This window comes from Zobellia sp. 1_MG-2023 (genome assembly GCF_030549125.1).
GTDB lineage: Bacteria > Bacteroidota > Bacteroidia > Flavobacteriales > Flavobacteriaceae > Zobellia > Zobellia russellii.
The window spans coordinates 887734-909841 of sequence record NZ_JAUOSY010000001.1; the positions used below are offsets into that span (position 1 = coordinate 887734).

Below are 22108 nucleotides of genomic sequence, written 5' to 3' on the forward strand. Positions count from 1 at the left end.
GGGTCTTACCATTTGTGGGTTCTTGTAAATCATTAATTTTGATAAAATTCAAAAATTGATATGAAGTACAATCAAATAAAGAGTAGTCTTTTTATTAAAAACAGAAAGAAGTTTATGGCTGCAATGCAACCCAAAAGTATTGCTGTTTTTAACTCTAATGATATTTACCCGATAGGTGCGGATAGTACCTTGCCTTTTGAGCAGCATAGGGACCTATTTTATTTAAGTGGCGCGGATCAGGAAGAAACGATATTGGTTCTTTTCCCGGACGCACTTTCCAAGAAACATCGTGAAATACTTTTCGTAAGGGAAACCAATGCCCATATTGCCGTTTGGGAAGGAGAAAAACTAACGAAAGAGAAAGCTACGGAAGTCTCGGGAATTGAAACCATTTATTGGTTACAGGATTTTGACAAGGTATTTTTTGATTTGATGACCGAGGCAGATACCATCTACTTTAATACCAATGAGCACTACAGACAAGCGGTTGAAACCCAAACCCGTGAGGACCGCTTTATAATTGATTGTAAACAAAAGTTCCCTGCACATAAGGTAGCTAAGAGCAATCCAATTTTACAAAAGATAAGAGGTGTAAAAGAACCCGAAGAAATAGAACTGATGCAGACGGCGTGTAACATTACGGATAAGGGGTTCCGTCGTGTGTTGAGCTTTACAAAGCCCGGTGTTTGGGAGTATGAGATAGAGGCGGAATTATTGCATGAATTTATTCGCAACCGTTCTAAGGGTTTTGCGTATTCACCTATAATTGCGTCGGGTAATAATGCCAATGTTCTACATTATGTTGAAAACAACCAACAGTGTAAAAGTGGCGATTTAATTTTGATGGATACAGCGGCGGAATATGCCAATTATTCTTCAGACCTGACTAGAACAATTCCCGTTAACGGAAAATTTACCCCGCGACAGAAAGAAGTGTACGAAGCTGTTCTGCGCGTAAAGAACGAAGCGACTAAAATGCTGGTACCCGGAACAATTTGGGCGGACTATCATGTAGAGTGTGGAAAACTGATGACTTCAGAACTTTTAGGCTTGGGGCTATTGGATAAAGCCGATGTTCAGAATGAAAATAAAGACTGGCCCGCCTATAAAAAATACTTCATGCACGGTACCAGTCACCATATTGGATTAAATACTCATGATTATGGGGAACTGAAGCAACCAATGGAAGCCAATATGGTCTTTACCGTGGAGCCCGGCATCTATATCCCAGAGGAAAAAATGGGCATTCGTATAGAGGATGATGTGGTGATTCAAGAAAAAGGAGAACCGTTTAACTTAATGGCCAACATTCCTATTGAAGTGGAGGAAATTGAAGAGTTGATGAATAAGTAAAATATGTATTAGTTGACAGGGGTGGTTTTATGTCCGTGATTTATCTAGAAGATTGACCATTATAAAAGCCACCCCTGCCGGCAATACCCATCCCAGGCTATATCCACTTAAAGGAATATACCCTTGAACCTCGGATAAGGCTTCGGTAAAACCAATACTTCCTAAAAAATCCGGAACACTGAAAATTACGGTAAGTAAAACCACTGCTCTGAATACTTTTTCAGATGCAAACTTTTCCGGCACTATATTTAAAAGAATAAGCACAATGGTAATAGGGTATATGAACATTAGTGCGGGCAGTGCAACGGCAATAATGTACCCCACATTAAACTGGCCCATGACCACACCTAAAATACAACCCAGTATGGCGGTAGTTAAATATACGGCTTGTGAATCGTGAAACCTGTATTTTATAAAATCTGCCGTACCGGTTACAATTCCCACTGCGGTGGTAAAACAGGCTAGGCTTACCAGAATGCTCAAAAATAGATTGGCGGTATTACCCAAGGTTTTGGTGCTAATGCCACTAAGTAAGGCCGTACGTGAAATATCTGCATTGAATTCGCCGTGCATCAAAGCACCTGTAATGATGAGTCCGGTATAAATAAGTAGCAGACTGAGTCCGGCTAACCAGCCCGAACGTCTGATCAGGACTTTCTTTTCTTCGTAAGTAGCATCTTTTTTCTTTAGATTGATTGAAATAATAATTACGCCACCCACCACAACCGCGCCTATAGCATCAAAAGTTTGGTAACCTTCAAGAATGCCATCTGAAAACGGATTCTGAAATACAGTATCGCTAAAAGTGAAATCATAGGAAAATATAGCCGTACCTATTATAAGGAACAAAATCAAGATGATAGCTGGGGTCAAAAGCTTTCCTAAAATATTCAGTATTTGAGAACGGTTAATGACAAATACAAAAACAAGCGCAAAATATATAATACTGGTTAACAGCGGAGGTGAATCAAAAAAGGGCTGAATGGCCATCTCATGCGTAACCGCTGCCGTACGTGGTGAGGGCAAACTTATAGAAATCGCGTAGATAAGTAAAGAGTAGATGAGACTAAAAGCGGGTGAAACTTTTTTCCCAAAGTCAAAAATTGTACCCTGTAATTTGGCATGTGCCATAATGCCCATAATGGGAATGAGTACCGCGGAAGCACAAAACCCCAGAGCCACCAACCACCACAGATCTCCAGCTTTGTTACCTAGAAGTGGAGGTAGTATGAGGTTACCGGCCCCAAAGAATAATGAGAACAATGCAAAAGCGGTAACCAGTACCTCTCTAGTTTCCTTTGTTAGCATAAAACGTAATTAGAAATACAAAGATGAACCATTTCTATTTGTCTATTGGATTGTTGTACTTCATCGAAAATTTAGATGGTCATTCATCGAGATCGACGAACGGCAAGCTAAAAAACAAGATGTACTAGTCCTAACATAAAATCGCGGAAAGATACCGTAAATTCACCTGATAACAAATGTACGGGAAGCCGATATTAAGGTGTTGTTCATCGAATAAAATGTATTTCATCGAAAAAACGGCACAATCGTAAGACCTTGTCCAATAAAAAAAGATATGGTAGCGTTCAAGTAGAAAGAGTGCCTAAAAATCACTAAAAAGTATAGACCCAAATTTGCAGTAAGCGGCTTCCCAAAAGCCGATGATGCGTTTTAAACCTACAACCATGAAGAAGTTTTTTTGCAGTTTATTCGGGCATCACTACACGGTGTCAAAAAAAGTGACCCTCCACATTAAAGAGTACAAATGTATCCATTGTGGAAAACAAGTTACAACAGACGTAAGTGGAAACCTTTCAACGCTTACTCCGGAACTGCAGGATATTAATAAAACCTTAGAAAATATATTTCAGAAAAGACATAGGGCAGCAGAGCATGCCGCTTAACTATGCTTTGGCACCGAAATCCTGAACCGTTATTGGCATCGGGATTTTAAACTTATTTCCGGAAATTTAGGAAACAGCCTCGTTCTCCACTGTCGTTCGCCCCACAACAGTATAAGTTAGGTATGTCCTTTTTTTTCGGGAATTTTTTGTTTTTAAACCTCTCTAGATAGTTTGTAATAATCTGTATTACAGTAACTTATAAGTTGTTTTCTTCTATTTTTTTTAGAATTTTAGCGCTTATGAGGTCAATTTTTGCATCGGGTAAATCATGCCCCATATTATCTACCCATAAACTATCTGCTTTTGGAATTACCTTTGCCATTTTTCTTCCATGTTCAATAGGTATAACAGGGTCTTGTTTACCGTGAACGACAAGCACAGGCAATTTTAATTTTGATAGGCCATTATATCTTGGTTCAGCGGTCTCAATCGCTTTTTGATGTTGTCTTCCCGCAATAAAATGAAAGCCATCCCGCCTTTCAATATTATAAAGAGCAGCTTTCGCTAGGGGTTTGCTGGCTATAGGGCCCGTAGCCTCTCCCATTAAAATTTTTTTCTGAACAAACTGAAGTTTCATTTGAGCTTTTTTTCCGCCAAAAACACCATATTTTAATACGGCGCTTATCATTTTTGGAAGAACTTCCGGAGATGGTGTGGGCAGAGTAGAATCGAACAAATCTGCCGAAGACATAATAGAGGTTAGACTTTTAAATCGGTTTTCTTGTTGAATTACCGCAATTTGAGATATCATACCACCCATGGATACGCCAAGAATATGGGCCTTTTCAATATGTAAGCTATCAAGAATTGCAACGGGGTCATTGGCCATACTGGCAAGAGTATACTCCTTGTCCGTTTTTTTTAGACGCTGGGTGAGACCTGTTCCTCTATGGTCATAGCGTATAACATCATAACCGGTTTTATTAAATTTTGAAATAAAACTCGGAGGCCACGTTAGAGCGTCGTTGGCAGCACCCATTACCAATAAAATAGTCCCTTTTTTAGGATTTGTAGCTGGGATATGCTCGTACCAAATTTTCCAACCGTCAGAAATGGCAAATCCTGTGTTACCCTTAACCATTTCGGGTAAAGGTTCGTGAATTACCGTTTTGATCAGCGATTCCGTCTCATTGGATAATTTGGGAACGGACGCACAGGCGTAAAATAGGATGGTAATTAGGGTCAAAGCGAGAAACCTAGTTGCCCAATACCTACACCTATTACGCTTTTTCATAGAAGTGATTTAGTCCTTTGATTTGAATGAATTCCACCCTTGGGCGGTCAATTCAATTTTGGTATTGCCTCTTGTGACCAAATGGGCACCTTCACTCTCATGGGTCATATGACCAATTACCGTCAAATTGGGATTTCCTTTTATTTTTTCAAAATCATTCTGTGAAATAGTAAAAAGAAGTTCATAGTCTTCCCCTCCACTTAGGGCTACCATGGTGCTATCTACATTAAATTCCTCGCAAGCCGAAATCACGGTAGGGTCTAACGGAATTTTTTCTTCAAACAGATTACAACCTATTTTACTGTTTTTGCAGAGATGAAGAATTTCGGATGAAAGTCCGTCACTAATATCGATCATTGCGGTAGGCCTTACCTCTAACTTTTTTAAAAGTTCAACAATATCCTTTCTAGCTTCGGGTTTTAATTGTCTTTCAACAATGTATGAATAGGGCGATAAATCAGGTTGATTATTAGGATTCACCTTAAAAACCTCTTTTTCACGATCTAATACCTGAAGACCCATATAGGCAGCACCTAAATCTCCGCTAACAACTAAAAGGTCATTTTCTTTTGCCCCATCACGATATGTGAGTTCCTCTTCTTTTGCCTCGCCTAACGCGGTAATACTAATAAGCATTCCGGAGGTAGAAGATGTGGTATCTCCTCCTATAAGGTCTACATTAAAAATCTTTGCAGCAAGGGCAATACCGGCATATAGTTCTTCTAGTGCCTCTAACGGGAAACGGTTAGAAACGGCCAATGAAACGGTTATTTGGGTAGCCGTTGCATTCATGGCATACACATCGGATAAGTTTACCATCACCGCTTTGTAGCCCAAATGTTTTAAAGGCATATAGCTGAGGTCAAAATGTACCCCTTCTATCAGTAAATCTGTTGTTAAGACGGTTTTATCCTTATGGTCAATTACTGCGGCATCATCTCCAACACCTTTAACGGTGGATTTGTGGGTAATTTCAAAATTTTTGGTCAAATGGTCTATAAGGCCAAATTCACCAAGTTTTTCCAGGGACGTGCGTTCTTGATTTTTATCTTCTAACATTTTGCAAAAGTAAGAATGATAATTTTGATAGCCTTAATTTTTAATGAATGGAGGAAAACAAAATTGTATACAGGTTAAATCCGGGTTTATACAGCTATATAAAACCCTCTTTTTTTACGGAAATGCCAGTGAAATTCTCCTTTGACTCAATTTTTGATAAAGATTTTTCCAAATACATACCTCTGCTTTTTATTAATTGAATAAGATTGGGACATCAATAGAAAAAGCTTATTACAATATGCGTTATAATAATGTTAGTTCTTATGGTAAAACCCTACTAATACCGTATATTTGTAAACTATTTAGATTAAATCCAAATGCTTATGATTCAAGTATCTGAGACTGCGAAAAAGAAAGTCATAGACTTAATGACCGAGGGAGGTTTTGATGCCTCAACGGACTTTGTTCGCGTAGGTGTTAAGAGTGGTGGGTGTAGCGGCTTATCGTATGAACTCGATTTTGACAAGAAGAAAGAAGAAACCGATAAGGTTTTTGAAGATAACGATGTGCGCATTATTGTAGATAAAAAAAGTTTTCTTTACCTAGTGGGTACAACGCTAGACTATTCTGGCGGATTGAACGGAAAGGGGTTTGTTTTTAACAATCCTAACGCACAACGCACCTGTGGTTGCGGAGAAAGTTTTTCGTTATAAACGGAAAATAGTAAAAGAACTAATTATTCAATTACCTAGTGTAGTTGGTATAAAAGGAAAAAATGGCATATACAGAAGAAGAACTAAAAAAGGAACTCGAAACCAAGGAGTACGAGTACGGTTTCTATACGGATATTAAGTCCGATACTTTCCCGAATGGATTGAACGAGGAAATCGTTATCGCCATTTCGAAAAAGAAAGAAGAACCAGAGTGGATGACCCTTTGGCGTTTAGAGGCTTTCAAGATTTGGAAGGAGATGGAGGAGCCGGAATGGGCGAATGTGCATTACACTAAACCGGATTTTCAAGCAATAAGTTATTATTCCGCACCTGTAAAAGCGGACCCTAATAAAACATTGGATGATGTGGATCCGGAGTTGTTGGAAATGTACAAGAAATTGGGTATTTCTGTAGACGAGCAAAAGAAACTACAAAACGTTGCTGTAGATATTGTAATGGATTCAGTTTCCGTTGCTACTACTTTCCAAAAGACACTGGCAGAAAAAGGAATCATTTTTTGTTCTATTTCCGAAGCTATAAAAGAGCATCCGGAGCTGGTTAAAAAATATTTGGGATCGGTAGTTCCGCAGAAAGATAATTTTTATGCGGCTCTAAACTCAGCTGTTTTTTCAGACGGTAGTTTCTGCTACATTCCAAAAGGTGTTCGTTGCCCAATGGAATTATCTACTTACTTCAGAATCAACCAAGCGGGTACAGGTCAGTTCGAAAGAACGCTTGTAATTGCAGATGAAGATAGTTACGTAAGCTATTTGGAGGGTTGTACTGCGCCATCAAGAGATGAAAATCAGTTACATGCCGCTGTTGTTGAGCTTATTGCTTTAGACGACGCCGAAATAAAATACTCAACGGTACAAAATTGGTTCCCAGGGAACAAAGAAGGAAAAGGTGGGGTTTATAACTTCGTTACCAAAAGAGGTTTGTGCGAGAAAAATGCAAAGATTTCTTGGACACAGGTAGAAACAGGTTCGGCCGTTACTTGGAAATATCCTTCTTGTATATTAAAAGGGGACAATTCAATAGGTGAGTTTTACTCCATTGCTGTAACCAATAATTATCAGCAGGCAGATACTGGTACAAAAATGGTGCATTTAGGTAAAAATACCCGTAGTACCATTATATCCAAAGGTATATCCGCAGGAAAATCGCAGAACAGTTATAGGGGTCTAGTTCAGGTGAACAGCCGTGCAGAAAATGCACGTAACTTTTCTCAGTGCGATTCCCTCCTAATGGGTAACGAATGTGGGGCTCATACATTCCCATATATAGAAGCCAAGAACAAAAGTGCACAGATAGAGCATGAGGCAACTACGAGTAAGATCGGGGAAGACCAAATTTTCTACTGTAACCAAAGAGGTATAGATACTGAAAAGGCTATTGCCTTGATTGTAAACGGGTTCAGTAAGGAAGTTCTGAACAAATTGCCTATGGAATTTGCCGTTGAGGCGCAAAAATTATTGGAAATTAGTTTAGAAGGCTCGGTAGGTTAATCTTGCCAAATGCAGTTTATAGTTTTGATTAATAAATAAGATTCGCAAAATGCTTAAAATCGAAAATTTACACGCTAGTGTAGAGGACAAAGAAATATTAAGAGGTATTAACCTAGAGGTAAAAGCTGGTGAGGTTCATGCCATAATGGGCCCCAACGGTTCGGGTAAAAGTACCTTGGCATCTGTAATTGCAGGTAAGGAAGAATTTGAGGTTACTGAAGGTAGCGTTTCCTTGGAGGGTGAAGATTTAGAAGATGCTTCTCCGGAAGAACGCGCTCACAAAGGGGTGTTCTTGTCTTTTCAGTATCCAGTTGAAATACCGGGTGTTTCCGTAACCAATTTTATGAAGACGGCCATTAATGAATCTAGAAAGGCCAAAGGTCTTGAAGATATGCCGGCCAAGGATATGTTGAAGTTGATTCGTGAGAAATCGGAATTATTGGAAATAGACCGTAAATTCTTATCTCGTTCATTAAATGAAGGTTTTTCCGGTGGGGAAAAGAAGAGAAATGAAATTTTTCAAATGGCAATGTTAGAGCCTAAGTTGGCCATTTTGGATGAAACGGATTCCGGATTGGATATTGATGCCTTGCGTATTGTTGCTAATGGCGTTAACAAGCTTAAGAGCAAGGACAATGCGGTAATCGTGATTACCCACTACCAGCGATTGTTGGATTATATTGTTCCTGATTTTGTTCACGTATTGCACAATGGTAAAATTGTAAAGTCCGGCGGAAAAGAATTGGCTTTAGAGCTAGAAGAAAAAGGATACGATTGGTTAAAGCAGGAGACTGCCGTTTAAAATAGTACGAAGTACAGAGTTATTGGTTCAAAGCATTAAAAGCTTTGTAATCAATACTTAATACTAAAATATATGGATTTAAAAGACAAATTGATATCATCTTTTATGGCGTTCGAGAACAACGTAGATGTGGAGCATTCCGTGCACGATGTTAGAACAGAGGCCATGAAGAACTTTGAACTTAAAGGTTTTCCCAGTAAAAAGGAGGAAGCTTGGAAGTACACTTCTCTTAACAGCCTTCAAAAGATAGATTTCAGCATTTTCCCACGAGAAGAAAATACCCTTGAGTATAAAGACGTTAAAAAATACTTTTTGCACGAAATAGATTCGTATAAAATCATTTTTGTAGACGGTATTTATAGCTCTTATCTTTCGGAAACAACGCATGATGGTGTTGATATTTGCTTAATGAGCGCAGCGCTTACAAAGCCAATGTACAAGCCGGTTATAGATGTGTATTTTAATAAAGTAGCGTCTAAAGATGAGTCGCTAACTACATTGAACACTGCATTTAGTAGAGAAGGGGCGTATATTTATATCCCTAAGAATAAAATGCCCAAGAAGCCTATAGAAATTATTCATTTCGCTACAGGTAATGAGGCATCTATTTTGTTGCAGCCAAGGAATTTGATTATTGCGGAAGAGAATGCCGAGGTTCAAATTATTGAACGTCACCAAAGTTTGACATCCAACGAAGTTCTGACCAACTGCGTGACGGAGATTTTCGCAGCAAAAAATGCAATTGTTGATTATTATAAGATTCAGAATGATGCGGCTTCTGCCTTATTGATTGATAATACCTACATAGACCAAAAAGATAAGAGTGTGGTTAAGGTTCATACCTTCTCTTTTGGTGGAAAATTAACACGTAACAATCTTAACTTCTATCAGAATGGAGAATATATTGACTCCACTATGAAAGGGGTTACTATTTTGGGCGATAAGCAACATGTAGATCATCATACGTTAGTGCACCACATTGAGCCTAACTGTGAAAGTCACCAGGATTATAAAGGTATTTATGGCGATAGTTCTACAGGAGTCTTTAACGGTAAGATTATTGTAAATAAGATTGCGCAGAAAACCAATGCGTTTCAGCAGAACAATAATATTTTGGTTAGTGACAAGGCTACAATCAATACTAAGCCGCAGTTAGAGATTTTTGCGGATGATGTAAAATGTTCACACGGTTGTACTATTGGGCAGTTAGATGAAGATGCTTTATTCTACTTACAATCTCGGGGTATTCCTGAAAAGGAAGCGAGAGCATTGTTAATGTATGCTTTTGCTAATAATGTACTAGAAAGTGTACGTATACCAGAACTAAAGACACGTATTAATAAGCTGATTGCTAAAAAGTTAGGGGTTAATCTTGGGTTCGACTTATAAAGAGAATTGTTTGATTTCTTAACAAGAAATTATCTTAAAACATAGATTTTTTTTAACGGCACTTTGGGAGTGCCGTTATTTTTTTGAAGGAATTTACGTATAAATTTACGACCGAATTATAAACCATTAATGAATCGTTCGTATGAAAAAAATCTACTTTTTATCAGTTTTAATTTTCTTTTTAAGTGCAAGCTTGTTCGCTCAGGATCACAAATGGAGTGTGGAAGCAAATTATCCTTTTTCTTCTGGTGATGATTTAGGAAATGATGCTAAAGGTATTATTGACCTAGGTGTAAAATATCGATTTTTGGATTTTAACATTGTCAAAATCGGTGCGGGTATCAACACAGGAATTTACAAGGCAGACACAAAAGACTTTAATGACCCTTCATCATATGATTACACTGAGACTCACTGGCTAATTAAACCTGAGGTCTTTGCAGAATTTTCTATTCCGGGAGCGAAAAAACTTCACCCTTCTATAGGGCTAGGGTATACTTTTGTTGAATCTAAATATGATGGTGTATTTGATTATGGGCCAAATGAACCTCCATTTCCTGGAGCGCACAAGATTACAGAGTCAGAAGGGGGAATAAATGTGAATTTGGGACTCTCTTATGATATAACTAAGCGGTTCTTTTTACAAACTCAAGTTGACTTTATCCGAAATGTTGCTGATAAAACAAAAGGAGAAGGAGAAACTTTAAGAAACATAGAACATATAAGTCTCATAAAGGTCGGAGTTGGTTTTAGGTTTTAATCCTCAGATACAAATTCAAGTACTCTAATACCCGATTTGTTTTTACAATCGGGTATCTTTGTATTTAAGAAGATTGACTATGTTAGATATAAATAAAATAAGAGAGGATTTCCCTATTCTCAAAAGAGAAGTGAACGGAAAGCCTTTGGTATACTTAGACAATGCTGCTACATCACAAACGCCTCAACAGGTTATAGATGTTATAGTAGATTACTACCAGAATTACAACGCCAATATACATCGTGGCGTGCATGCGCTGTCTCAAGAAGCAACTGATAAGTATGAAGTAGCTCGGCAAAAGATTCAGAAGCACTTCAATGCAAAGAATTCATACGAGATTATATTTACCTCAGGAACAACGCACAGTATTAACATCGTTGCCAATGGGTTTACCACCTTATTGAAAAAAGGTGATGAGATACTGGTGTCGGCTATGGAGCACCATTCTAATATCGTGCCTTGGCAAATGTTGGCCGAAAGAACAGGTGCCGTTTTAAAGGTAATTCCGATGAATCTTGATGGTGAGTTGCGAATGGATGTTTTTGAAGAATTACTCTCCAGCAAGACCAAATTGGTTTTCTGTAATCATATTTCCAACGCACTAGGAACCATTAATCCCGTTGAAGAAATAATAGAAAAAGCACATGCTGTTGGTGGAGCTGTTTTAATTGATGGCGCGCAAGCGGCTCCCCATGTTAAAGCGGACATGCAAAAATTGGATGCCGATTTTTATACGGTCTCAGCTCATAAAATGTGTGGGCCTACCGGTGTAGGGGCTTTGTATGGTAAAGAAGAATGGCTAAATAAATTGCCACCCTACCAAGGAGGGGGAGAGATGATTGCTGAGGTAACTTTTGAGAAAACTACCTATGCAGATTTACCGCATAAGTTTGAAGCGGGAACACCAAATATTTGTGGTGGTATCGCCTTTGGTGCCGCTCTGGATTATATGAACGCCATAGGTTTTGAAGCAATTGCTCAATACGAGCATGAACTGTTGGGTTATGCCACGCAAGAACTGCTTAAAATAGAAGGGCTGAAGATTTACGGGACGGCAAAAAACAAGACTTCGGTTATTTCTTTTAATATAGAAGGGCTGCATCCTTATGACATAGGCTCTATTCTGGACAAATTGGGTGTTGCCGTAAGAACTGGTCACCATTGTGCACAACCCATTATGGATTTTTACGGAATTCCGGGAACGGTAAGGGCTAGTTTTAGTTTTTATAATACTATGGATGAGGTAGATGACTTGGCCAAGGCCGTAATCCGGGCAAAGGGCATGCTGGAATAAGGATGGCGTTATCATTCTCTTAAAGTGTTGAAATCCATAGATAGTTGTTGTATTTTTACCGAAAATAGCGATAATGCAGATAAAGGAAATACAGGACGAAATAGTAGACGAATTTTCAATGTTCGATGATTGGATGCAACGCTACGAATATATGATCGAGTTGGGCAAAAGCTTACCGCTTATCAACGAAAAATTTAAGACTGATGATAATATTATCAAAGGTTGTCAGAGCAAAGTGTGGGTTCATGCGGAGCTAGAGGAGGATAAATTGGTTTTTACTGCGGATAGCGATGCAATTATAACAAAAGGTATAATTGCCATTTTAATAAGGGCCTTTAGTAATCAAAGACCTCAAGATATTATAGATGCCAATACCGATTTTATTGATGAAATTGGTCTTAAAGAACATCTTTCGCCTACGCGGGCCAACGGTTTGGTAAGTATGATCAAACAATTGAAGCTATATGCCATAGCCTACCAAACACAATTAAATTAGAGTGATGCCTTGTAAGGGTAACCTCAATCTTTAACGAATTAATCTCAAGAACATGAGTGAAGAAATAGCAGTAGATAGCCAAGAATTGGGCGAGAAAATAGTAGTTATACTTAAGACCATATACGATCCTGAAATTCCAGTAGATATATATGAGCTTGGTTTAATCTATGACGTATTCGTAAATGAGGATAACGAAGTGAAGATATTAATGACCTTAACATCTCCCAATTGTCCGGTTGCGGAATCGCTTCCTGCAGAGGTAGAGGAAAAAGTAAAGTCTTTGGACGTCGTTAAAGATGCAGAGGTAGAAATTACTTTTGATCCACCATGGACACAAGATCTTATGAGTGAAGAGGCTAAATTGGAATTGGGCTTATTATAAAAGCGGATATGGCAGAAGAAATTATTAATAGGGTAGCTGAGAGCAAATTGGTTACGTTTAACTTGGAGGATTATTATCTCCCGGGAAAGCGCGTGCTTTTTGATATTTCCGAATGGCTGTTGGAAGGTTTTATTTTAAAGGAAAAAGAATTCCGCGCCCGTGTCGCTGAGCACGACTGGGCAAAGTACAAAGATTCTTACGTTGCCCTGCATTGCTCAACAGATGCGATAGTTCCGGGCTGGGCCTATATGTTATTGGCCACTTATTTGAACCCTTATGCCAATCGGTATATTCAGGGTTCTTTAGAGGATTTGGAAACCTTACTTTATACAGAAACGTTAAAAGATTTAGATGTTTCGGAGCTAAAGGACAAATTTGTTATTGTTAAAGGTTGTAGTAATAAACCGGTACCGCCCAATGCTTACGTGTTGATAATAGGAAAGTTACAGCCCATAGTAAAATCTCTCATGTATGGAGAGGCATGTTCTTCCGTGCCTTTGTACAAAAGAAAGTAGACATTTATTATTAAAATAAGTGACAATTAGTACTTTTGCGTGTCTAAATTAATAAACACAAATACCATGAGAAAATTACTGCTTACATCTTTGGCATTACTTACCTTTTCGGTGGGTTTTGCACAGACAATTGATGAATTAAAAGCTGAACAGGCTGCAAAAAAAGACTCTATCAGTGCCATTCAAGGTAGGGTAGATGCGCTTCAAGGACAAATTGATGCTTTTCCAGGGTGGAAAATAAGAGCGTTCGGTACAATAGGTGCCAACCTTTCAAAATTTAATAACTGGTACTCGCAAGGTACACCGGATAACTCTTCAGGAAACATTGGGGTTACGGTTAATGCAATCGCTAACTTGGATAGGGAGAAGTTCTTCTGGAGAAACTCTGCCAATGCTAATTTCCAATGGGTTAAGTTAGATGATAAAAATGATCCTACGGATGCGGAGGGATTTGATAACACAACAGATGTTTTTAACATCACTTCGTTGTACGGTTACAAATTGAATAAGAACTTTGCTATTTCGGCCTTGGCAGAATATCGTACATCTATCATAAACAACTTTAATGACCCTGGTTATTTAGATTTTGGTGTTGGTGCTACTTGGACTCCTATTCCTGATATGGTAGTTGTTATTCACCCATTAAACTACAACTTTGTTTTTGCTGATAATGATGCAGCTTACGATTCTTCTGCTGGTGCTAAGATTGTTGTTGATTATGCAAAACAGTTGGGGTCAATTAACTTTAAGACCAACTTCTCTACTTTTCAAAGTTACAAGAGCGGTGATCTTTCTAACTGGACATGGATCAACTCTTTTGGATACACGCTTTGGAAAGGAATTGGTGTAGGTTTTGAATTTGGTCTTCGTGACAACAAACAAGAAGGTTTGGCTAATGCATTAGTTTCGGATGCCAATGCGTCTTTTGACAATTTGGATAATGTTCTACAGAGCTACTACCTTTTTGGTCTTAACTACTCTTTCTAAAAAAAGTTTAATTCATACATAATGAAAACGCCCCGATGATAATTGGGGCGTTTTTTTTGTTAAGTAGGATTAGTTAAGTTTGGTTGTACAGTCAATAAATCAAACCTTGGTTAAGTAATTTATTTGGGACGTACACTAAGTTTCAAATACAAGACGAATGTAATAGGCAACGCTATCATTGCTAAACTTTTGTTGTGAACCTATTTCAATTTGTGGTGTAGCTCGTTAAAATGAACATAGCTTCGACGAAATACATCTAGAATCCATTTTTTAATCAGGTTATAGAAAACAAAAAAGCCCGTTTTAACGGGCTTTTTTGTTAAGTAGGTTTACTTGTACTTTTTGATTGCAATTTGGGGTCGCAATTTTTTAAGCTTTTCGTAGGTCAAGTCCGGATTTGGGATTCGTACTTGTTTCGGTTAAGTTCAAGATTCGATTTGGGGTCATTGCTATCACTTAATTACACTGTAAACTTACGTTGGTTTCTGCGGTCTTCTAAATTATTGTTGTGAACCTAAGCAAGGCTGTTGTGAAAAATATCAACGGCCCACATTGTTCGATGAACGGCATAGTTTAAGTTTGATTTAAAAAACAACCAAAATAGGAGGTATAAAAAAACCCTCTTGTACAGAGGGTTTTTTTATCAAGTAGGTTTGGTCAATTTGGTATTATTTTTTTCTGATCAAGTAACAGGTTTGGGGTTCGTTACTTGTTTAGGTCAAGTTCAAGATTCGATTTGGGGTCAATGCTATCACTTAATTACACTGTAAACTTACGGTGGTTTCTTCGGTCTTCTAAATTATTGTTGTGAACCTAAGCAGGGCTGTTGTGAAAAATACAAGTTGTTGTGTATGTCCGATGAACGGTAAAAGATTTCTTGAAAACAGTTTAATACTCGTCCAAATGTTCCGGATAGAGGAAGTTGTTGTACGGGAAGCGTGTTACATGAATATCCCTTACCTCGTCATAAACCCTTTTTCTAAATTCGTCTAGATTTTCTTTGTTCAAGGCAGATATGAATAGGGCGCGGTCCCCAACACGTTGCATCCATGTCTTTTTCCATTCTTCAATACTAAAATGCCTTTCTGTCCTTTCGGTGATGAGGTCATCCTCATCTATTTCGGCATGTTTGTATTGATCAATTTTGTTAAACACCATAATGGTATTCTTGTCCGCACTATCTATTTCGTCCAAGATTTTATTAACGGACTCTATATGTTCCTCAAACTGCGGGTGTGATATATCAACAACATGAAGTAACAGATCGGCTTCGCGAACTTCGTCTAAAGTACTTTTGAAGCTTTCTACGAGCTGCGTAGGTAGCTTTCGGATAAAACCAACCGTATCACTTAATAAGAAAGGCAAATTACCTATAACCACTTTACGTACGGTGGTGTCTAACGTTGCAAAAAGCTTGTTCTCTGCAAATACCTCGCTTTTACTTATGACGTTCATTAAAGTAGACTTACCTACGTTGGTATACCCAACCAGAGCTACACGAACCAGGGCCCCACGGTTTCCCCGTTGGGTTTCCATTTGGCGGTCTATCTTAAGGAGTTTTTTCTTTAACAGGGAGATACGATCACGAACAATACGTCTATCCGTTTCAATTTCGGTTTCACCTGGTCCACGCATTCCAATACCTCCACGTTGGCGCTTAAGGTGAGTCCAAAGTCCCGTTAATCGCGGTAACAGATATTCATATTGCGCCAGTTCTACCTGAGTACGTGCATAACTGGTCTGCGCGCGTTGCGCAAAAATATCCAGAATAAGGCTCGTACGGTCCACAATTTTGCAACGTAACAACTTTTCTATATTACGTTGTTGGGCAGGGGTAAGTTCATCATCAAAGATAACGGAGCCTACATCGTTCGCTTTTACGAATGCCTCTACTTCTTCCATCTTACCGGAACCTATAAGGGTCTTGGGGTTGGGAACATCCATGCGCTGTACAAAACGTTCTATAACCTCGCCACCGGCAGTGTAGGTCAAGAATTCAAGTTCATCAAGATATTCGGTAACTTTTTCTTCGCTCTGTTCGCGGTTAATAATACCGATTAAAACGGCTTTTTCGTGATCTATGGTCTTCTTTTCTAACATATCTAAACTAAAGTGCAAATTTAAGCAATACTGACCGAGCTATTTTCGTAATTTTAAGATCCCAATCGAAAATTTTATGATTTTTTCATTTTTCAGGAAAAAAAAGGGAAGCCATTTAAATACAATTAGCTTCTACAACCTAGAAAATCTATTTGATACGGTAGACGACCCGGAGACCCTTGACGATGATTTTACGCCAAAAGGCCGCAAAAAATGGTCTTTAAGAAGGTACAAAAAAAAGTTGTACAAATTGGCTAAGACCATTTCTGAGATTGGCAATTCCGAAACCCAGAGCCCGCCAGTCCTAGTGGGAGTAGCAGAGGTAGAAAACCAACAGGTTATGGAGGACCTTCTGGCTGCAGAACCTTTGGCTAATATAAAATATAGTTACGTACATTATGATTCTCCGGACGAGAGGGGTATAGACTGTGGGTTGATCTATCATAAGAACCATTTTGAGGTGTTACATTCGGAGCCCATTACTTTATTTATTTATGAAGAGGATGGAAGACGCGATACCACGAGGGATATTCTGTACGTAAAGGGCAAATTGAACAATGAAGTGGTTCATATATTCGTAAACCATTGGCCTTCTAGAAGGAGCGGCAATTCAAAAACCGGATATAAGCGAGTTATTGCGGCCGAAACTATAATTAAGTTCATGGCCGGAATTGAGGAGCAAGAGGCCAACCCCAACTACATAATCATGGGTGATTTTAATGATGGCCCAAAGTCCGAAAGCGTACAGTCGCTTATGGAAACCAAAACCTTGTACAACCCTATGGAAAAGTTGCTCACACCAGAACGCGGTAGTGCCAACTATAAAAGGTCATGGATGCTTTTTGATCAGATAATGGTTTCGCACAGTTTTCTAAATTTTGAAAAGGGAACCCACAGTTTTGCCCATGCCAATATCTTTGATGAACACTTTTTAACGGAGTTTGAAGGAAAATACATGGGGTCTCCCTTCCGCACTTACGTAGGCAACAAATACATTGGTGGGTACAGCGATCATTTTCCGGTTTATATTCAATTGAAATATAACGCTTAGTTTTTCTAGATACTTTTAATATTGCTATCGTCCAGGAGTTCATCTCCTCGTAAGCGTAGAAAAACTTGGGCCGTAGTAACTACATCAAGCTCACAATAGGTAACAATACGGTCTAGGTCTTCTTCTTCGTAATAAACTTCACGAACCATACTACCGTCAATATCTTGTTTGGGAGAAGGAATACCTAAAATATTGGCCAGTAGTTTTAGAGAGGTAAAATTCTTATAATCCCCAAATTTCCATAACTCCATGGTATCTAGATGCGGAATTTCCCATGGTTTTTTGCCAAATAGGTTCAGTTTGTACGGTAATTCAATACCGTGAATGATCATTCTGCGTGCAATGTATGGAAAATCGAATTCCTTGGCATTGTGTCCACAGAGCAAATGCTTGGTTGAGCTAAAATGTCCGTTCAATAAATTTTTGAACTCTTTTAATAATTTATCTTCTTCTCCATAAAAAGAAGTAGTTCTAAAGGTTTTGGTTTCTCCGTTCACACGAAAATACCCTACTGAAATACACACGATCTTTCCGAACTCCGCCCAAATTCCGGCACGGTCATAAAACTCTTCAGCTGTATAATCTTCTTTACGTTGGTATCGGGACTTTTGTTCCCATAGCTCCTTTTTTTCCTCATCCAAGGCATCAAAGTTGGGCTGTTCGGGAACGGTCTCAATGTCTAAGAATAAAATATGCTCTAAGTTTATCCTACCTAACATGATTGGATTTTTTTGAATAAATATAAGAAAATAGCCATCTTATTTTAGCTGAGATTCGTTTATTTCATTGAAATAACCCATGTTTTCAGATTAAGAAGGTGGGCGTTGTTATAAGTAAACCATTTCTAAGAAGTATTATTTCTGTTTTAGAAAAAGAAAAATTCTGGCGCTGCTTAGATGTAATGAATCCCCCATTTTTCGGAAATTAAGCTCATCAAAAATTATTTTCACCGAAATATTTTCATGTTCTACTTCCATTATCATTTGTTCAGGGTCAATGTTATATAGATTAGTTCCTCTCTTGCTCAAGTCTCTAAGTTTTGGGAGAAGTTGAATCTCATGTAGCGTTAGACTATCCTTAGGTGCAAGTAGGCTCAGAAAATTGTTCTTATGGTCATAATCTATGGTGTAATCTCCTATTGAGGCGTTTGTGGAAATATTTTCGTTAATGGTAAATACCGCTAGATCATGATACCCTTTAAGCGTATAGTTTTGTGCTTGCTGTCGGTCTGCATAGTAATTATAATATTTTGTGTTTCGGGCTTCGGACCCGAGTTCATTTGGGGCCAAGGCTATGTCAAGGGAGTCTAAAACTTTTTGGGAATCGAACCAATTATAAACCTTCGGCTCATCGCTAAAAGTATCTTTAAAAATATCCTTAATCTCGATACCGGTAATGCTGTTTAGTTGGTTGACCGATTTTCTATCGTCCAAGTATTTTAGAATGGACGTTAATTGATTGTATTGGTCAGAAGTGGCCAATCTGTTGTTTTGAAGTACATTTTCGTATACGATTTGGAACTGATGTGTCTGACTTTTTAATGACACGCTGGACGCACTCCAAAAACCAAATGATGATAGTATTGCTAGAATAAAGAGGGAAAACGGTAAAACTAGGAGACTCTTTTTTCGGCTGAATAAAAGAAACAGACTAATTCCTAAGATCCAAAAGGCCAACAGTATTACGAAGTAACGATTCTCAGTGATGCCATAATCGGAAACACGTCTAAAAATGGCAATGAAAAGAAGTACCAATAAGGGTAATATCAAAATATAAAACCAAGGATAAAAGCGTTTGATAGTCCAAGACTTCACTGTTTCATGAATTGGATTTATAATGACCTGTACGGTAAAACCTAAAAAGGCCAATGCGGTGACCAAATAGGAAACCCATCCTTTTGGAAGTTCCCATTCAACCAAGATTTTTATACTATAGGAATAAAGAATCAGCAGGTATAGAATGACTAGCGGAATCAGAATGTACTTGACAAAGACCTCTAATGCCTTATTGAAATGGATTTCTTTTTGTTGATGTATATTTTTTGGGAAGTCCGATAGATATATCCATGTATTGACCACTCCTAAGCAAAAAAGAAACAACTGAAAATATATATCGCCATCTATTCGCATATTGAACAGCGCGTCAATAGCCAAAAGGGCCAGTACTAGTCCAAGATAAAGTACACCTGAGAAAAAACCGCTTCTCACGATGGCAAAACCAGCAGCTTTGAGGTAATTCCAATAAGCATTCTTATTCCATTTGAATAAAAAGGGAGCGAATAGAACGAATAAATGTCCTGCAATCAAAAACAGGAAAAAACGGACTAGATAAATAGGGTCATCATCAAAAGTATCAACTTCGGGTAAATGCCAGTAGAAGAGAAACAATAACAAGAGCAGAACAGGTTTCAACCAAATGGCCTTTTTAGAGTTTTTAAGTTGTTCAAGAAAAAACTGGGAGCCAATAAGCCAACTTACCCCCAAAATAAATGTAAGTATGATATTGGTTTGGTTATCTGTATTTGCTTCTTTGGGTGCATCTACCACCCATATGGCATAGAGTGTACCGCATAATGCCCAGAGGATTGTTAATGGAAACCTTTTGAAAGCACTTTGCGCTTTACTGGTTAAATCATTAAGGGAGAGAAAAGCCATAGTTTAGTTTTTACAATAGTTAACCACAAAATTACAGCGGATTGTCTTAGAATAACTCCCTGAATTTGGGGATATTGTGACATGTAATCTTATAGGGGTGATAAAAGTTGGAACAAACCGCTGGGTTGGTTGATACATTTCTCGAACAGGCTCAAAGCTGTGAGCACTTCAATAAAAAGAAATATTTATCGATGAAATACACCATTAGTAACTATAATAGGGGATTTCGAATTTTTAAACCGACTAATCAGTTTGTCGGAGATGCTTAAATCATTGGTGAAACGGTGGCAAATTGTGCAGTTGATGCTAAAGGATTTGTGCTAATCGAAAAGGCTTTGTTGTTTAAAGGGAGATTCATGTTCCAACAACCACTTCTTACGGTGCAGACCTCCTGCATAGCCTGTTAAGGAACCATCGCTACCAATAACCCGGTGACATGGAACCACAATCCAAAGCGGATTTTTGCCATTCGCAGCCGCAACGGCTCTAATAGCTTTTACGTCTCCCAAAGTTTTGGAAAGGTCCAAGTAAGAAACTGTTTTTCCGAAAGGTATTTCTAGCAGAGCCTCCCAAACGCGTTTTTGAAAATCCGTACCTTCTGGGTTTAATTTAATATCAAAATCACTTCGTGTACCCGCAAAATATTGTTCTAGTTGTTCTGCAGCTTCTACTAGGTGCACAGGAACATCAACGGATAGGCTTTTATCCTCATCCAAAACGGTAATGGCCGCTAAGCCGTTGCCATCGCCTTCAAGTTTTGCCGTACCAAGCGGAGTGCTGATATAAGCGATTTCCATACTAGAGTATTTTGGGGTGCGTTGCTTCTTGATTAAAACCTACTTGTCAAGTATTCCTGAGCGTTTTGCACGCGTATTCCAATTTTTTCGGGCTAGTTCCTGCAAGTCGGCCACATTGTCGCTCTCGTCCATTATTTCAAGTCCTAGAAGGGTTTCAATCACATCTTCCATAGTGACTAACCCGCTTACCGATCCATATTCATCTACAACTAGGGCAATATGTTCCCGTTTGGCGATAAAGGTATCAAAGAGGCGAGGTATAGGGGTGTTCCTTTCGGTTATTAGGATTTCCCGTTTTATTTCGGATAATGGGGTGTTTCCGTTTTCATTAACCATTTCCTCTAAAATAGTATCCTTTAGCACAAAACCATCTATATGATCCATTTTTTCGCCATATACAGGAATCCGTGAAAAACGCATTTTGGGATTATCTTCAAAAAATTCCGCAATCGTTTTATTTTCCGAAGCAATTTTCATCACTGCACGTGGGGTCATTACATCCTTGACCAGAACTTGGTCAAAACGTAGCAGATTCTTTATGATAGTAGATTCGGATTTTTCAAAAACACCTTCTTCGCGGGCCATATCGGTCATGGCGGTAAAATCTTCTCTACTTAAAACGCTTCCATGGTGTCCTTTGCCGCCCACAAGTTTAGTGAAAAGCTGTAGGAGCCATAAAAGTCCGGTATATTTTAAGGCAACCACCATAATGTTGAGTGCTTTTGCGGTAAAATTGGCCAACTGCCTCCAATAGGTGGCGCCAATGGTTTTAGGAATAATTTCCGAGGCCACTAAGATGAGAATGGTCATTATAGTAGATACCGCCCCAACCATTAAATCCTCGGTAAAGGTTACCCCAAATATGCTTCGCGTAGATGAACCGTACATCTCTGCATAGGCAACTTTGGCTTGAACACCCACCAAAATAGCACCCACGGTATGGGCAATGGTGTTTAGCGTTAAAATGGCAATAAGGGGTTTGTCTACGTCCTGCTTTAGTTCCTCTAAGGTAACTGCATAGGTTTTGCCTTCCTTCTTCTTAACATTTACAAAGGTTGGGCTAATGCTCAAGAGCACCGCTTCAAGTATGGAGCAGAGAAACGAAATAAAAATTGAAATTAAAGCGTAAAAAATTAATAAGCCCATGAATGAGTTTTAGTGTAA

At 38.6% G+C, this 22108-nt stretch carries 21 protein-coding genes; 13 read left to right on the top strand and 8 right to left on the bottom strand.

Translation table 11 applies throughout. From position 1 onward, the window contains the following. Positions 1-60: 60 nt before the first annotated feature. The gene (locus Q4597_RS03625; RefSeq protein WP_303404756.1) at positions 61-1353 is read left to right on the top strand and encodes an aminopeptidase P family protein; all 1293 of its coding nucleotides are present in this window, start codon (positions 61-63) and stop codon (positions 1351-1353) included. A gap of 27 nt (positions 1354-1380) precedes the next feature. Here the strand turns inward: Q4597_RS03625 and brnQ are convergent, their stop codons facing one another. Further along, entirely contained in the window at positions 1381-2661 is a 1281-nt protein-coding gene (gene brnQ, locus Q4597_RS03630; RefSeq protein WP_303404757.1) for a branched-chain amino acid transport system II carrier protein, read from the bottom strand. A 383-nt stretch (positions 2662-3044) separates the two neighbouring features. Between brnQ and Q4597_RS03635 the strand changes: the two genes are divergently transcribed. Beyond that, positions 3045-3263 carry a hypothetical protein gene (locus Q4597_RS03635; RefSeq protein ID WP_038236978.1) on the top strand — a complete coding sequence of 73 codons (219 nt, stop codon included), beginning with the start codon at positions 3045-3047 and terminating at the stop codon, positions 3261-3263. A 196-nt stretch (positions 3264-3459) separates the two neighbouring features. Here Q4597_RS03635 and Q4597_RS03640 read toward each other — a convergent pair whose 3' ends face one another. Next, positions 3460-4497, bottom strand: a complete 1038-nt coding sequence (locus Q4597_RS03640; protein WP_303404758.1) for an alpha/beta fold hydrolase — start codon at positions 4495-4497, stop codon at positions 3460-3462. 9 nt (positions 4498-4506) lie between these two features. Beyond that, positions 4507-5556: a thiamine-phosphate kinase gene (thiL, locus tag Q4597_RS03645; RefSeq protein WP_303404759.1), complete on the bottom strand. Its 1050-nt coding sequence runs from the start codon at positions 5554-5556 to the stop codon at positions 4507-4509. A 323-nt stretch (positions 5557-5879) separates the two neighbouring features. Between thiL and Q4597_RS03650 the strand changes: the two genes are divergently transcribed. The 10 genes from Q4597_RS03650 to Q4597_RS03695 all read left to right on the top strand — a co-directional run bounded on the left by Q4597_RS03650 (position 5880) and on the right by Q4597_RS03695 (position 14342). Beyond that, positions 5880-6209 carry an iron-sulfur cluster assembly accessory protein gene (locus Q4597_RS03650; RefSeq protein WP_215436501.1) on the top strand — a complete coding sequence of 110 codons (330 nt, stop codon included), beginning with the start codon at positions 5880-5882 and terminating at the stop codon, positions 6207-6209. A gap of 62 nt (positions 6210-6271) precedes the next feature. Continuing rightward, positions 6272-7717, top strand: coding sequence for a Fe-S cluster assembly protein SufB (gene sufB / locus Q4597_RS03655; RefSeq protein WP_215913352.1), 1446 nt, complete (start codon positions 6272-6274; stop codon positions 7715-7717). 49 nt (positions 7718-7766) lie between these two features. Next, on the top strand, positions 7767-8519 hold the full coding sequence (sufC, locus tag Q4597_RS03660; RefSeq protein ID WP_215436495.1) for a Fe-S cluster assembly ATPase SufC: 753 nt from the start codon (positions 7767-7769) through the stop codon (positions 8517-8519). A gap of 72 nt (positions 8520-8591) precedes the next feature. After that, positions 8592-9908 carry a Fe-S cluster assembly protein SufD gene (gene sufD / locus Q4597_RS03665; RefSeq protein WP_303404760.1) on the top strand — a complete coding sequence of 439 codons (1317 nt, stop codon included), beginning with the start codon at positions 8592-8594 and terminating at the stop codon, positions 9906-9908. 142 nt (positions 9909-10050) lie between these two features. After that, a complete protein-coding gene (locus tag Q4597_RS03670; RefSeq protein ID WP_215913350.1) occupies positions 10051-10668 on the top strand; it encodes an outer membrane beta-barrel protein in 618 nt (205 codons plus the stop codon). A 79-nt stretch (positions 10669-10747) separates the two neighbouring features. Continuing rightward, positions 10748-11962: an aminotransferase class V-fold PLP-dependent enzyme gene (locus tag Q4597_RS03675; protein WP_303404761.1), complete on the top strand. Its 1215-nt coding sequence runs from the start codon at positions 10748-10750 to the stop codon at positions 11960-11962. Between the two features lie 73 nt (positions 11963-12035). Further along, the gene (locus Q4597_RS03680; protein ID WP_215436486.1) at positions 12036-12458 is read left to right on the top strand and encodes a SufE family protein; all 423 of its coding nucleotides are present in this window, start codon (positions 12036-12038) and stop codon (positions 12456-12458) included. A gap of 52 nt (positions 12459-12510) precedes the next feature. Then, a complete protein-coding gene (locus tag Q4597_RS03685; RefSeq protein WP_215436484.1) occupies positions 12511-12840 on the top strand; it encodes an SUF system Fe-S cluster assembly protein in 330 nt (109 codons plus the stop codon). An 8-nt stretch (positions 12841-12848) separates the two neighbouring features. Next, positions 12849-13355: a DUF2480 family protein gene (locus tag Q4597_RS03690; protein ID WP_303404762.1), complete on the top strand. Its 507-nt coding sequence runs from the start codon at positions 12849-12851 to the stop codon at positions 13353-13355. Between the two features lie 66 nt (positions 13356-13421). Then, positions 13422-14342, top strand: coding sequence for a DUF3078 domain-containing protein (locus Q4597_RS03695; protein WP_215436478.1), 921 nt, complete (start codon positions 13422-13424; stop codon positions 14340-14342). A gap of 888 nt (positions 14343-15230) precedes the next feature. Here Q4597_RS03695 and hflX read toward each other — a convergent pair. Beyond that, positions 15231-16442, bottom strand: coding sequence for a GTPase HflX (gene hflX / locus Q4597_RS03700; protein ID WP_303404763.1), 1212 nt, complete (start codon positions 16440-16442; stop codon positions 15231-15233). Between the two features lie 76 nt (positions 16443-16518). On the opposite strand from hflX, the gene Q4597_RS03705 reads away from it, so the two are divergent. Continuing rightward, complete coding sequence (locus Q4597_RS03705) at positions 16519-17493, top strand: endonuclease/exonuclease/phosphatase family protein (protein WP_303404764.1); 975 nt, start codon at positions 16519-16521, stop codon at positions 17491-17493. A gap of 5 nt (positions 17494-17498) precedes the next feature. On the opposite strand, the gene Q4597_RS03710 is transcribed toward Q4597_RS03705, so the two are convergent. From Q4597_RS03710 to Q4597_RS03725, 4 genes are all read right to left on the bottom strand, one after another. Next, entirely contained in the window at positions 17499-18212 is a 714-nt protein-coding gene (locus tag Q4597_RS03710) for a 3'-5' exonuclease (RefSeq protein WP_303404765.1), read from the bottom strand. Between the two features lie 135 nt (positions 18213-18347). Further along, positions 18348-20147 (bottom strand): DUF4153 domain-containing protein, encoded by a 1800-nt coding sequence (locus tag Q4597_RS03715; protein WP_303404766.1) that lies wholly within the window; start codon positions 20145-20147, stop codon positions 18348-18350. A 320-nt stretch (positions 20148-20467) separates the two neighbouring features. Then, complete coding sequence (locus tag Q4597_RS03720) at positions 20468-20944, bottom strand: methylated-DNA--[protein]-cysteine S-methyltransferase (RefSeq protein WP_303404767.1); 477 nt, start codon at positions 20942-20944, stop codon at positions 20468-20470. 39 nt (positions 20945-20983) lie between these two features. Continuing rightward, positions 20984-22090 carry a CNNM domain-containing protein gene (locus tag Q4597_RS03725; RefSeq protein ID WP_215436464.1) on the bottom strand — a complete coding sequence of 369 codons (1107 nt, stop codon included), beginning with the start codon at positions 22088-22090 and terminating at the stop codon, positions 20984-20986. Positions 22091-22108: the final 18 nt, after the last annotated feature.